The organism is Pseudomonas frederiksbergensis (genome assembly GCF_001874645.1).
GTDB classification, from domain to species: Bacteria; Pseudomonadota; Gammaproteobacteria; order Pseudomonadales; family Pseudomonadaceae; genus Aquipseudomonas; species Aquipseudomonas frederiksbergensis_B.
This window is the reverse complement of the sequence record NZ_CP017887.1, coordinates 43000-56506: the sequence shown is the minus strand read 5'-3', so window position 1 is coordinate 56506 and position 13507 is coordinate 43000. Positions and strand designations below refer to the sequence as shown.

14 protein-coding genes are annotated in these 13507 nt (G+C 51.8%); 12 read left to right on the top strand and 2 right to left on the bottom strand.

The window, feature by feature from the left end; translation table 11 throughout:
• Positions 1 to 491: 491 nt before the first annotated feature.
• Complete coding sequence (locus BLL42_RS29915) at positions 492 to 1031, top strand: hypothetical protein (protein WP_129587024.1); 540 nt, start codon at positions 492 to 494, stop codon at positions 1029 to 1031.
• Between the two features lie 145 nt (positions 1032 to 1176).
• On the opposite strand, the gene BLL42_RS29350 is transcribed toward BLL42_RS29915, so the two are convergent.
• Positions 1177 to 1743, bottom strand: a complete 567-nt coding sequence (locus BLL42_RS29350) for a hypothetical protein (protein ID WP_129587023.1) — start codon at positions 1741 to 1743, stop codon at positions 1177 to 1179.
• A gap of 139 nt (positions 1744 to 1882) precedes the next feature.
• Between BLL42_RS29350 and BLL42_RS27690 the strand changes: the two genes are divergently transcribed.
• A complete protein-coding gene (locus BLL42_RS27690; RefSeq protein ID WP_071550144.1) occupies positions 1883 to 2860 on the top strand; it encodes an IS5 family transposase in 978 nt (325 codons plus the stop codon).
• Positions 2861 to 2993: 133 nt separating this feature from the next.
• Here the strand turns inward: BLL42_RS27690 and BLL42_RS27685 are convergent, their stop codons facing one another.
• Positions 2994 to 3410 (bottom strand): hypothetical protein, encoded by a 417-nt coding sequence (locus BLL42_RS27685; protein WP_071555918.1) that lies wholly within the window; start codon positions 3408 to 3410, stop codon positions 2994 to 2996.
• Positions 3411 to 3521: 111 nt separating this feature from the next.
• Between BLL42_RS27685 and BLL42_RS27680 the strand changes: the two genes are divergently transcribed.
• The 10 genes from BLL42_RS27680 (at position 3522) to BLL42_RS27640 (ending at position 12605) form a co-directional block, all read left to right on the top strand.
• On the top strand, positions 3522 to 3812 hold the full coding sequence (locus BLL42_RS27680; RefSeq protein WP_071555917.1) for a hypothetical protein: 291 nt from the start codon (positions 3522 to 3524) through the stop codon (positions 3810 to 3812).
• Positions 3813 to 4119: 307 nt separating this feature from the next.
• Positions 4120 to 5670, top strand: coding sequence for an IS21 family transposase (istA, locus tag BLL42_RS27675; protein WP_071555916.1), 1551 nt, complete (start codon positions 4120 to 4122; stop codon positions 5668 to 5670).
• Positions 5667 to 6410, top strand: coding sequence for an IS21-like element helper ATPase IstB (istB, locus tag BLL42_RS27670; RefSeq protein WP_071555915.1), 744 nt, complete (start codon positions 5667 to 5669; stop codon positions 6408 to 6410). The genes istA and istB overlap by 4 nt, the downstream gene beginning before the upstream one ends.
• A gap of 118 nt (positions 6411 to 6528) precedes the next feature.
• Positions 6529 to 8079: a DNA cytosine methyltransferase gene (locus BLL42_RS27665; RefSeq protein WP_071555914.1), complete on the top strand. Its 1551-nt coding sequence runs from the start codon at positions 6529 to 6531 to the stop codon at positions 8077 to 8079.
• 227 nt (positions 8080 to 8306) lie between these two features.
• Positions 8307 to 8678, top strand: coding sequence for a hypothetical protein (locus tag BLL42_RS27660; protein ID WP_071555913.1), 372 nt, complete (start codon positions 8307 to 8309; stop codon positions 8676 to 8678).
• Positions 8656 to 9387, top strand: a complete 732-nt coding sequence (locus tag BLL42_RS27655) for a hypothetical protein (protein ID WP_071555912.1) — start codon at positions 8656 to 8658, stop codon at positions 9385 to 9387. The genes BLL42_RS27660 and BLL42_RS27655 overlap by 23 nt, the downstream gene beginning before the upstream one ends.
• 247 nt (positions 9388 to 9634) lie before the next feature.
• A complete protein-coding gene (locus tag BLL42_RS27650; RefSeq protein WP_071555911.1) occupies positions 9635 to 9949 on the top strand; it encodes a DUF5983 family protein in 315 nt (104 codons plus the stop codon).
• A 432-nt stretch (positions 9950 to 10381) separates the two neighbouring features.
• A complete protein-coding gene (locus BLL42_RS27645) occupies positions 10382 to 10600 on the top strand; it encodes a hypothetical protein (protein ID WP_071555910.1) in 219 nt (72 codons plus the stop codon).
• A 454-nt stretch (positions 10601 to 11054) separates the two neighbouring features.
• A complete protein-coding gene (locus BLL42_RS30830) occupies positions 11055 to 11177 on the top strand; it encodes a hypothetical protein (protein WP_269086219.1) in 123 nt (40 codons plus the stop codon).
• A 300-nt stretch (positions 11178 to 11477) separates the two neighbouring features.
• Entirely contained in the window at positions 11478 to 12605 is a 1128-nt protein-coding gene (locus BLL42_RS27640; protein WP_071555909.1) for a DUF7146 domain-containing protein, read from the top strand.
• Positions 12606 to 13507: the final 902 nt, after the last annotated feature.

Below are 13507 nucleotides of genomic sequence, written 5' to 3'. Positions count from 1 at the left end.
TAGGACGAGCCAATATCACGCTGACTGACCACAGCCATGACCCATAGATCTTCAGCATGACCGAATCGCCTCTTAAAACCATTGAAGGTATGCAGCAACTGGCCCTGTCACAGGGAGGATGGTGTCTGTCCGACACCTATCATAACCTGTCTACGCGGCTGTTCTGGCGCTGTGCACACAGTCATGAGTGGCTGGCCGACCCTTACCGCGTTATCCGAGGGAGTTGGTGTCCGGTGTGTGCTCGTCTGCAACGACGCAGCACCCTTTCGACAGCCCAGCGTATTGCTGTCGAACGGGGTGGCCACTGCCTGTCGATCCGATGCGAGTCAGGTCGTGTGCCCCTGAAGTGGCAGTGCGCGCAGGGTCATCACTGGCAGACGACGCTGGCGAGTATCAAGCGGGGCAGTTGGTGCCCAATCTGTTTCCGCTTAGGCAAACGCGACACGCTAGAGGCGATGCAACAGATTGCAACTCAACGGGGAGGCCGCTGCTTGTCCGAGACCTATGTCAATAGCGCAAGCGCCTTGCTCTGGGAGTGTGGCCAAGGGCATCGCTGGGAAGCGGTGCCCGCCAGTGTCAAGCACCGCAGTTGGTGTCCAGTCTGTGCTGTGGAGGCGCGTTGCAATACCTTGGAGGAGGTTCAGTCCATCGCACAAGAACGCGGTGGTGAGTGCCTTTCCTCCCAATACATCAACGGTGTCACACCACTCACCTGGCGTTGCGCTGAAGGTCATATCTGGGACGCAGGGCCTGCAAACATCATGCAAGGCGCTTGGTGTCGCCAGTGCTATTACGACAGCATGCGCAGCAACATTAAAGCCATGCAGACTATGGCCCAGGCACGCGGCGGTCAGTGTCTTTCGGAACGCTATGTCGATTCGCAAACTAAGTTGCAGTGGATGTGCAGTTACGGACACACCTGGGCCGCGATTCCTCACTCTATTACGCAGGGGCACTGGTGTCCGCTGTGTTCTTTTCTGTCCAAATGTCGCAATAACCACAAACGGCGCAAGTACATAGGTATTCGATAAAGATCTAGAGTGGGCAATACCGGCAATAGGCTATGTTTTCCACTGTAAACGCCAGCACCCAAAATGGCATCCACTCAAAAAATCTTCGTCCAAGATCATCGAGCCATTAGCGGGCGCGCATGCACGAATGCCGGCTACATTGGAATTATAGGAGGAGTTCGGTTGGTGGAAATGCTTCACATCGGCCGCCCATGATCTGTTCCCAGCCCCACTCGCGTAGTCGTGTTGCGCGCCGGTAATTCTTGAGGATATCCTCTGGGATATCCAGTTCATTGTTGAGGTCGAACTGTGGGGTCATGGCGAACTGCACATCCATCCCGAAATCACCTTTCAACAACCGCCGCATGATTTTGACCCGTTGCAACCAGCTCAAGGAGCGCTTGTTGCCTTGGTCGGTCTGGTAGACCAGCAGATTGAGGCGTGCGGACGCGTGCATAAAATCGTTTTCCGTCATCCACATCTTCAAATGCCGCTCAAGCCCAAGCGGCAGAATGTCTCGGATGAAAAAACCCAGCAGTGGTAAACCTGCTCTATGCGGGTGCAGTTCGATACTCACCATCAATAAAACGTTGTGGAGTGCGCGGGCTATCTTCAGCGTGGTCTGCTGGTCTTCCTGCATGGATGATTCGCGCAGCAGCCATGTCAAACAAGCCAATGCATCCAGACTGGCTCGACGCTCCAGCTTTTCCAGCACGAGTTGCGTGATGGCCACTCGGGCATAGCATGTCATCATCCCCGACGATGATCGGGCCCAAATAACCGCCTGGATTTCAGGATCTAGGGAAACTCTGAAAAAGACTTTCAGATTTGGTGAAATAGCCGCCTGATCCGAACACGACGGTTGAGCCCCGATGAAACAGATGTCCTTCGCCGATGCCGAGTACGCCGGCAAACGTAAGCAGACCCGCCGCGAGCGTTTCCTGATCGAGATGGATCAGGTCGTGCCCTGGAAGGGTCTGATTGCCTTGATCGAGCCGAATTATCCGAAAGGCGAAGGTGGTCGTCCGGCGTATCCATTGATGGCGATGTTGCGGGTTCATCTGATGCAGAACTGGTTCGGCTACAGCGATCCGGCGATGGAAGAAGCGCTGTACGAGACCACTATCCTGCGCCAGTTTTCGGGGCTGCATCTGGATCGGATTCCCGATGAAACCACGATCCTCAACTTCCGACGTCTGTTGGAAAAACATGAGTTGGCCGGCGGGATTTTGCAGGTCATCAACGGTTATCTGGGCGACCGTGGCCTGATGTTGCGCCAAGGTACGGTGGTCGATGCGACGATCATTCATGCGCCGAGTTCGACCAAGAATAAAGAGGGTAAACGCGACCCCGAAATGCATCAGACGAAGAAGGGGAACATGTATTTCTTCGGGATGAAAGCGCATATCGGCGTCGATGCCGAGTCGGGTTTGGTGCATAGCCTGGTGGGCACGGCGGCCAATGTGGCGGACGTGACGCAGGTCGATCAGTTGCTGCATGGCGAGGAATCATACGTGTCTGGCGATGCCGGTTACACCGGTGTGGACAAGCGTCCTGAGCATCAGAATCGCAAGATGATCTGGTCGATTGCCGCACGGCCCAGCAGCTATAAAAAACACGCGAAAAAGAGTTTGATCGGGCGCCTGCGGCGCAAAATCGAATATGCGAAAGCACAAGTCCGGGCGAAGGTTGAGCATCCATTCCGAGTGATCAAGCGTCAGTTTGGCTATACGAAAGTGCGCTTTCGCGGCCTGATGAAAAACACCGCGCAACAGGCCACGCTATTTGCCCTGTCGAACCTGTGGATGATGCGAAAACGGCTGCTGGTCGCGGGAGAGATGCGCCTGTAATGCGGGAAAAGCGCCTTGAAAAGGCGTCGCTCAAGGGTGAAACGATGAGTTAAGAATAGGAAAGGTCTGATTTCTGACCAGCCAGCGTTTTTTGAACCTCTACCAACGAGGGCATCAAAAATCGCTGACTACTTCAGACCTTCCCTAGACACTTGAGAAAGCTGTCGCCCTTCATTACACGGGTATTTGAGGCATCAAGGACCTCCCAAAGCGGGAGGTGGAGCTCTCGAATAGAGCCATGCTCTCGCGCCTCGACTCGACGAAGCGTTTTGGCTTGAGGCACATGCTGCCCAGTCGCATAGCGTGACCACTTGTTCCGATACCAGGCAACAGCCCCCTTCGCGTTCCTTTTGAACGACTCGCTCTCAAAGTAGTACTCCATGTCGGATGCCGTCTCCAACCGGGTTCGCAACCTCAACACCTCATACCAATAACGCACTCGCAGAGTGTCGATTGTTTCGATTTCGGCGAAATTATTTTCACCGAAAGAGTTTCGCACATCTTCTGCGAAACTTAGATAGATCTCCTTAATTCTTTTAAAATCAGACATATAGAGAAATCCCTCATGCAATTTCACAGTAAAATATTGTGATTTTTCACGACTTCTCGACTGTAGTTGTTTTCTTTACTATGTGTCCAACTACTTCAAACGATGATTGCCATGGACCAACAACCTTCTATTCAGGAGCTCGCCGCTGAACTGGAGCGAGAACTGACAACTCGTTATGGCGTCATTTTGGGAAGTCGCATCTTATGGCGGGAGCTTGGTTTCTATTCGGCTGCGGCTTTTAGCCAGGCGATTATTCGGGGAAAGATGGAGGTTCCACTTTTTGAGGTAAAGCACCGTCGTGGATACTTTGCGCTGTCCAAGGACGTTGCCCTGTGGGTGGCCCAGCAGCGCTATCAGTGCACCACTGAACCCGAACCCGTCTTGTCACAGGACAACAGCTGACCTCAGGTGAACAGGAACAGAGCTGCCGTTCGGCTAATCGAACGGCAGGAAATAGACTTTGAAACTTAAAAGGAGGGACATATCAATGAGTGCAACTGGATAAGCGTATTGAAATAGCAGGCTTTGGAGATGAAAAAAGCCCTGGGTAGCAGCCCAGAGCTTTTAGGAGAAGCGTCAGATTTGACCCCTGACGCCTCATTCTGTGTCTCCCCTCGACTGACGTCAAGTCAGTACCTGCCCATTCATCCATGAATTTGCATTGATCGCGACCGGCGAGGCCTTCTTGTGCCCGTCGAGGGGAGAAATTATGAAGTTATCCGTTGATGAACAGCGCGAAGTTCTTCGCATTGCCAGCGGCTCTACGCTCTCAAACCGGGCAATCGCTCAAATCGTGCAGGTATCGCACAACACGGTACGGGCATTGCGTGATCAACTCGTGCTGAGTGGTGAAAGCTGGGAATCCCTCAAGGTGCTCGACAACGCCACCTTCAGCTTGCGTTTTAACTACGATCGTCGTGCTCCGGCTCTGCGCAAAGTCGTACCGCAGTGGCATGAGATTCATGAGCAACTGCGTTTTCGTGACATGACGCTGGACTTGCTCTGGCAAGAGTTTCGTGAAAAAGAGCCCGACGGGGTGTCTTACGCGCAGTTCACTCGGCACTACGGGGCCTGGGTGAAAACGCAGAAAATCAGCATGCGGCAAGTGCATACACCAGGCGACAAGATGTTTGTCGATTTCTGCGGACGCACTATGCCCATTACCGATCCGAGCACCGGTGAAATCGCCTCCTGCCAAGTATTTGTTGCCACACTGGGCTCATCCGGGTACTTGTTTGCAATAGCCGTTGCCAGCCAAACGACACAAGACTGGCTTCGTTGCCACATCGAAGCACTGGAACACTTCGACGGTGTGCCGCGCTTTGTCGTACCGGACAACCTGAAGGCCGCGGTAATCAAAACTACCCGTAACTGTCTCATCCTCAACAAGGCCTATTCAGAGCTCTCCGAGCACTACGGCTTCACCATCATTCCCTCCCGGCCACGAAAGCCAAAAGATAAGTCGCTGGCCGAGGTAGGTGTGCAAATCGTCCAACGCTTCGTCTTGGCACGATTACGTGATCGGACGTTTTTCTCTCTGGACGAACTAAATCAGCAGATCACCTACTGGATGGAACAGTTAAACCAGCGGGTCACGCGCACCTACCCCAAGAGTCGGCTGGTACGATTTCAAGAAACGGATGCACCCGCCTTACAGGCTCTCCCTGAAAGGCAATACAGCTATAGCCAATGGGTGTACCAGGTGCGTATTGGCGGTGATTACCACGTCGAGTTTCAAGGTCGGTCCTACTCGGTGCCGTATCACCATGCTAATCAACTGGTGGACTTGCGCGTAAATGCCGATTGGCTAGAGGTCACCTTCCAGCGACGGGTGATCAGCAGTCATCGCATCGATACCACACCTGGGGTCAGCACCTTGCGTGAGCACTTGGCTCCCAACCACCATCAATTTCAGGATTCTCAACCACCAGCCTTGCTGGCGTGGGCGGCAGACATTGGCCCTGAAACTCACCTCTACGTACAGCGCAATTTGGAAGACCGTCGAGACTTTGCAACAGGGCTGAGGGCTGTGACCGCGCTCAAACGAGATGTGCGCAAGGAACAGATACCTCATCAGCGCCTGGAGTCTGCCTGCGCGTATGCGAACTCGCTTGGCATTGTCAGCTCCGAACGGTTGCGCGCCATTTTACGTAATGGCTCGGACCTTCGACGTCCACCAATGATTACGACTCCCGCCATTGAGCATTCGAATATCCGGGGAGCGACCTACTACGCCACCCAAGAGGAGAAGCCTGTATGAAGCCGCTGTTAAATACCAGCCAGCAACTGCTTGAGCTAGGCCTGAAAGGCATGGCCCGTGCCTATGAACATCAGCTGAACCAACCGAACCTTCAGAAACAGACATTCGATTTGCGTCTCGGTCTGATGATGGAGTCCGAAACCAGTGAGCGTGAAACACGTAAGGTTGAGCGCTTTCTGAAAAGCGCCAAGCTGCGCGAGTCACAGGCCACACTGGAAGGTGTCGAGTACAAGGCAAGCCGAGGGCTGGATCGCAACATGGTCATGACCCTCGCGGATTGTGAATGGTTACGTCGCCGGCAGAATCTTATTTTGACTGGTGCTACCGGTACCGGAAAAACCTGGTTGGCTTGCGCCTTTGGCAATCAGGCCTGCCGCCTCGGGTTCAATACCTATTACCGTACAGCCACGCAGCTATTTGAAGACATAACACTGTCCTACGCGGATCACACGCTTCCGAAACTGCGCAGGCAATTGATCAAGGCGCAACTCCTGATCATTGATGACTTGGGAATCGGCGGTATTGACTCCCAGCTCGGCCCCTTCCTTTTGGATGTCATCGATCAGCAATCACGCAATGGCTCCTTGCTGATCACCAGTCAGTACCCCAAAGAAAAATGGTACGACCTTTTCACGGATCCAACGATTGCCGATGCGGTGTTGGACCGAATCGTTCACAAGGCGCATGTGATTCCGCTCAAGGGCGAATCGATGCGCAAACTCAAGAACAGGAAAAACTGAAGAGCGACGACCACTCTACCTGCCTGTGGGGTGGTCAAGTCCTATGCAATTGAGTGGTCAGTGCGAATGCAAATAGGTGGTCAAGTCGAATGCAATTGGGTGCTCAGTACGAATGCAAATGACCGGTCAGTGGCTATGCAATTGGGTGGTCAGCACGAATGCAAACGACTGGTCAGCGGCAATGCAATTAGGTGGTCAAGTGAGGTGCAATTTCGAAGGCCAAAAGCTAACTCACGGAGGTCTGCGGATCGGAGACAAGTACACGATTCGTTCTGATAAAGCCGCCAGGCGCCTGGAGCTGATCGCGGTACCCACGAGCTTTGTCGGCAGCACATTCACTGTCTCAAAGCGCGAGCGTAACGGGATAGTGCATCCGCTGCTTCAACTTCGCAGCGATGAGATACGCCAGGTGTTTGAGGATGACGAGAAGGTCCGGATTGCGATTCGAAACGGTCGTATTGTCATAACGGCACTACAGCTGCAAACCAAAATCCGAGAACGACTCAAGCGTCTGAAAGAAAAGCTGGCACGCGGCGAAAAATTGGCCGTTACCAGCCTATTCCACGGTGGTGGTGTGCTCGATCGGGCCATCCACTCTGGGCTACTGCGAGCAGGGGTTGGTTCGTTTGTGCAAGTGGGTGTTGAGTTAGAAGCTGAGTACCTCAACGCCTCATTGCGCAACAACCCGGATCTTTGGCAGGCGGACTCTATTGCGATTTGTTCCGATATTCGGTATGTCAGTCTGGAGGGAAATATCCCCCAGAGCGACATTTTGACAGGAGGGGTGCCTTGCGTAGGGGCCTCAAAAGCGGGGCGGGCCAAGAACGATTTAGAGTTTGCTGAAGAGCATGACAGCGCAGGAACGTTATTTTTTGACTACCTGGCATGGGTGAAGGCAACCAATCCTGCCATCGTCGTTCTGGAGAACGTGCCTGAGTACCAGAGTACTGCCTCGATGGCGGTGATTCGCAGCGTTTTGATATCGCTGGGATACGTGCTCAAAGAAAAAGTGCTCGATGGCTCCGACTTCGGCGCGCTTGAGAAACGGAAACGAATGGTGATGATTGCCTATACTCCTGGTCTGGGAGATCTGTTTTCCTTCGAAAACCTCAAACCCCATAAGGTTCGTGAAGCATCCATCAATGAGATCCTTGAGTCCGTTCCTTTGGACTCACCGCGTTGGAAGCCATACACGTATTTGTCTGAGAAGGCGGTAAAAGATAAGGCGACAGGAAAGAACTTCGCACTTCAGCGTTTGACAGGAAATGAGGGCGGTTGTGGAACGATCGGTCGACACTACTTTAAAGGCCGATCGACTGAACCCTTCTTGATTCACCCTGAAAATCCTGACCTGTTCCGGCTGTTCACACGGCTTGAGCACGGACGAGTGAAAACGATCCCTGCGGTTGTAACTGAAGGGGTATCGGAGACTGCAGCACACGAAATTATGGGGCAAAGTGTCGTCTACGAGCAGTTTGACTCGATAGGTGAAGAAATCGGACTCTCATTGTTCAGAACGAACATTGAATTACCTGTTTCTCGGGACTCTTTGAGCCTCGATGTAAAGAGCCTCATTGCTGGGCCTGATTTCACACAAAATCTTAACCCGGCATCCCTGATGCTGCCCTCCGTGGTGGCGGTTGGATCTACTCAGCAGATGTTGCTGTAGTAACATTTCGATGATGTAATCTCTGTGGCCTTTAGGGGCCACAGTTTTATCGAGTCTTCTTCCGCGGCGTCGACGTCGACGAAAGCAGATTCTTGCGTTCGGCCTTGAGGCTGATCGTTTGATAGTGACTGGTGATCACTCAAAACAAACACCCACCTCTCGCTGTATTTCAAACCCATAGGGCTACCACCCTCTGGGTTGGTACGCCCTCAATCTGGAGCGTACCCATGTCAAACCAGAAAATTATTCTTCTGCTCTCCCTAGACGATCAATCGTTGCTCGCGTCCACGCTTTTGCGAGTGGTGAATTCACCGGGCGACGCTGATGGTCGTGTCAAAGCGCTTCTCGACGAAATTCAAGCCATCGCCAGTCCGATCGAGATCCTGTCGGCGGCGAAGGAAAATGGATTGGAGTTCAGTCAATGCGTCCGAGCATTTGGTGAGGAGTCTGAATCGAACGCTTTTGCGGTAGCTGCACGAAACAACTACTGCATGAGCTCCGAAGACGAGATAGAAATCGATGATCGGGGTTCAACACCCCAATGGGGTGTAGCTACCTCCAACCAGGAGAAACACCATGCGTTTTCAACAATTCGATAGCACTGTACCTGCAAGCTACGTTCAACATATGGTAGAGCCTTCTCTGGAAGAGTCTCCGCTGGCCAACAGAATTCGTTTGTTGAATGAATCTGCAGCCCGCGAAAACGAAGTGATCAGTCAACGCCGTCTTGAGGTTCAGCAACGTGCCGCCGCCCTTAAAAGCCAAGGTTCTTTACGCTCCTTTAGACGTACCAAGGATGCTCGGCCTAAGCAGTTGTCTGCGCCCGACCGTATAAAGGCTTTGCCCAGCCGTTCGGAGGAAGACAAGCTGTGGGATCGTGTATTGAGCCAGAACACTCCTGAAGGCGTGTACGACTATCAGCAAGAGGTCGACAACGAGTCTCTGCAGGCGGATATGGAGGCCTACGCGCAGCACTTCCAAAACTGCGCCGACACCACACCGGAGATCGATGTGTGGGCTGATGCGTTGAAGGGGGAGGTTACGTCCTTTGGTGCGTTTCCATACAAGCACCAGAAAGGCGAAAAAATCAGCTATATGATACGCCTCGGTACCCTTGAGGTATGGGGAGTCGATTTGGAACGCTGCATGGTTGAATATGACATTGATATTGGAGACCGAATTGCGCTTAAGCGAATCGGAAAAGTGCCTGTACAAGTCATGCAAAATGTCATTGACGAATTAGGCAATGTCATTGGAGAAGAACCAGTTACAGTCGATCGCGTGAGCTGGATTGCGAAGCGGCTGTGAAAACGGTAATCCCCGCACAGGAGGACAACCCCCTGTGCGGGGGTTTTAAATTATCGAGCCTTTGATTTGCGGAGTCTGCTGGTTATTCTTCTAACCAATCGCGGTACCTGCAGAACATTGACTGTCGCCTTGAGGCGCCAGGCACTGATCAGGCTGCTGACCTGAGAAAAAAAACAGCCACCTTAAACAACCACCCTGGGGGATCCTACCCCTTTGGGGTCGTATCCCCTGCTATCGGAGATACGACATGAAACTTCTGGATATTGCTGCTGTTCAAGCAGTCGAACTTTCCACCGCACACATCACACAGGCTGATTCCAAGTGCCTTGAGCGTCTCGCTGCACGATACGTGATGGGAGAGGGAGAGGCACCGTATGTGTTTGATTCTAAACATGGCTTCGTGATTATGATTGGAGCCATCACCGTGGCTAAGATCAAGCTGTCTGGCATCAGTAACGAGCTTGCATCGCTTTTGGATGCAGCCCTGGATGAAGGACTCTTGATTGTTGCGTTTGATAAGGATGGGAACTGTCACGAAGAGCTTCCTAGCTTTGATTGGTGAGCAGCATGGATCTCTACGCTGAACCATCTCTCAACAATTCGCCGAGTTGGGAAGCCCCAGTGGTTGCGTACTCGGAAACGAGTTCGCTGTCGCGACACTACAGTCAATCTGGCTTCTCAGCTTATCTAGTTAGGAATGCCCTCACTGAACACAAAATCGAGGTCCGAGCACCATCAGCGATGTTGGCTGTTGCTCACGCCTATCTGACAGACTGTGGTGAGCCAAGAAAAGTGGAAAGCTCCAAGCGATTTAACGACCGAATCATTGATCACCGTTACATCGTACGGTGTGGAAATTGGTTCACTTTTGAGTCGCCTCTTGTTCACTTGTAACTCAAATCTGGACCTGCATCTTTCAGGTATCTAGCCGCCAATTGGCAACCCATTGGGATTTCAGTCCCTTTGGGCGAAGTCCCGCTCACAGGAGTAGGACATGCAGCCGATTAAAGTATTTGCACGTAAAGAACCAGACGTTACTGGAGAAACCGACAACTTTGACGTCGTGTTCTACAAAGACGTTTTCTGTTCAACGTTCGTGACAAGAGTTCCTTGGTATTACAAGGAGATCATGCCGAAGCAAAACGAACGGAGAGTTTTTCTGAATTGCTACGAATGGCACCTTCAGTGGCTTGCTCCGGCATGTGCCGCGTAAGCAGGAAGGCCGCTGTAGCGCTGTAAAAACAATTTAACGACATAACCCGCGGGGAAGCACCCCTAGCGGGGTCGCTCTCACCGCTAATGAAGCCTTGGAGGGCGATATGAAAATTGCTGAGAGACTGATTAGTAAGGACGCTGGTGGTATATACGTGACATCTGCAATGATTTTCACGATCGGCGTAATAGGCGCAGCCTTCTGGCTCGCTTATCACCTCGACGATCGTAAAAAGACACATTGATTCAAGCCCCCTATCTAGGGGGCTTTTTTAGAGTCTTCTTCCGCGGCCACCGCGCCGACGAAAGCAGATTCTTGCGTTCAGCCTTGAGGTTGATCGTTTGATAGTGACCGGTGAACACTCAAAACAAACACCCACCCATCGCCGAAAGGCACACCCACGCGGGGCTTCTTCCCGGTGGGGAGCAGCTTCGCCTCGAATAGAGGAAATCCCATGGCTGCTGAAATCTCAAGCTTCCGCATAGCTGGACTTCAACAAATTGATCAGGTCCATTTTTTGGCCGGATCTCATGTTGTTGAGGTTCTCTTATGTGGTCGCGTCATTGTCGTTTATTGAGGACTCAACATGAGTAACCATCAAAAGACGACAAATACTAATCGGGTTGTTGTCGCAGCGTTGTCTGATGATTCATTCGTCAGAATGATGCAGCAACTCTGCGACATTCCACCGACTAAGAAACCAAGCACGCCGGATCCGAAGAAGTAACACCGAAATAGCCGTGCGAATTCCCTAAAGGGGGACACCCCCCCTTTAGGGAAGGTGTACCCCCAGATTCCAAAACCCTGTCTGGGGCTTCCCGAAGCCCTCTTGGAGGGTTTTGGGAAGCCCCAGTTGGGCTAACACTGGAGGTACACCATGAGAAACTTGAATGCTAAAACTGTACGCGAAGCTGCTCAAGGTAAGTGGCTTGAAATACTGAGTGCCATTGTTCCTGGAATTGGCCCATCTTGTAAGAAAGTTGGTAAACGTTCCCCATGCCCTGTGCATGGGGGAGTGGATGGTTTCAGAATGCTCAAGAAAAATGGTGACGGAGCATTTAAAGGAGCTGGTGGTTGCAACACATGTGGGTTCAAAGGAGATGGTTTCGCTTTGCTCATGTGGTATCGCCAATCCTACAACGGTAGATATGTCTTTGCTGATGCGGTTGAAGAGGTTGGGGAGTACCTCAACATCAAAGACCGTAAAGATGAAAGAAAAGCAGCACATGACAATCAGCAGGAAGCTGCGCAAATACAACGGTTGAGAGAGAAACAAGCTCAAGATCAGAAAGAAAATGATGTGCGTATTCGCTACATCCTGAAAAAAATCTGGAGCGAAACCTTAGCTCTAAGTGCGGTTCAGGCTGAGCCCGCAAGGCTTTATCTGAGCTCAAGAAAAATTCTTAATTGGGATGCTCCTGGTTACGCCGCCACGTTGCGGTTTCACCCGAAGCTTCGCTCGTACAACGAGGACGGTGTTTGTGAAGGTGAATTCCCGGCAATTGTCGCGCTGATCCGCGATGCAGCAGGTGTTCCGGTGACACTTCACAGGATTTTTCTGACCACCAAAGGTGAGAAAGCTCCTGTTGAAAGCGTTAAAAAGATGTGCCCAATTCCTTCCGATCGTTCGGTGACAGGCGGTTCAATTCAACTGGGGAAACCTGGTGAGATTTTGCATGTCGCCGAGGGTATTGAAACTGCTTTGGCCATTTCGATGGCTATGGGAGTTCCAGTATGGCCACTGGTCAATACAGGTCTGATGGAAACATTTGTCCCGCCAGCTGGCTTCAAAGGCATTGCCATCTGGGAGGATAAAGACGTTTCTGGTGGAGGGGAGAAGGCTGCAAAAGCTTTGCAAGCTCGTGCCTGGGCGTTAGGGTTGAAGTGTGCTCGTCACACTCCTCCGTTAACTGTTCCGGAAGGTGAAAAGTCTGTGGATTGGAATGATGTTTTGATCCAGCTCGGACGGTTTGGCTTTCCTCAATCCAAACGGCACGCTGCGTGAGGGGCATAATGACTAGCTATATATTTGACCCTAGAGTTGTGCCGACAAAGCCGGGATCGTGTGCAGTAAATCCATTCTGTCCACCACTTGGTTTCGATGGAGGTAATTTAGAGTATCGGGAGTTGCTAAGAGCGCGAAAGCGCTCTAGCGCTCTGGATACAAGACGAATCCGCGATACTTCAAACTGCTTTGAGCTTGGGCAAGTGACAGTTACAGGTCCATATAGTCTTGAAGTTATTAAGATTCTAGAGGAGATTGTAAGTCATCGTAGTAACAAGCAAGAAAATTAAAAGGCCGCCAAGTGCGGCCTTTTTTTGTGCAAAAACCCAAGCTTTACTAGTTAAAGTGTCAGGGCTTGAAAATTTTCTATAGTTGAGATTGCAATTTCTTTAAGTGGTGTATCCTAGCCATAGAACGCCATTCAGGACCTAAAATGTCGGTTTTATCGCTTAACATTGATGCTCGATACCTCATCGGCGAGGACAAAATCCTTTGCATTTATACGTGTGATGGGAAGCCACCGCGGTCTCTCGAAATCAAGGTTCTGCATCCTCTGCGTGACCGAATCGAACATAAAAATAATGAAAGAGCAACGCTGATCGCCACTTGGTTTTTACTCGTTCATTTTGAAGTCGCTGGCCAGAATAGGGCAGGGACAGGCCTGAAAATAGAGTTCTCACGTGAGGAGGTGGTTCTAGCTAGCCGCCTACAGAGCAGGACAGCTGGTCTGAATAAGCTTGCGACATTCCTTCGGACACAGTTCATCGGGGCCGAAATCAGCTTCGTCGGCGTGTCATCTTGGTCAACAGACTTTGAGCCATTTGCCTGTGCCATCTGGACAGAAAGCTCGTTGCAGCTTCCCGGCGCATGGGCCCAGGGCCTGGGGTTCGTTTGCATTTCAC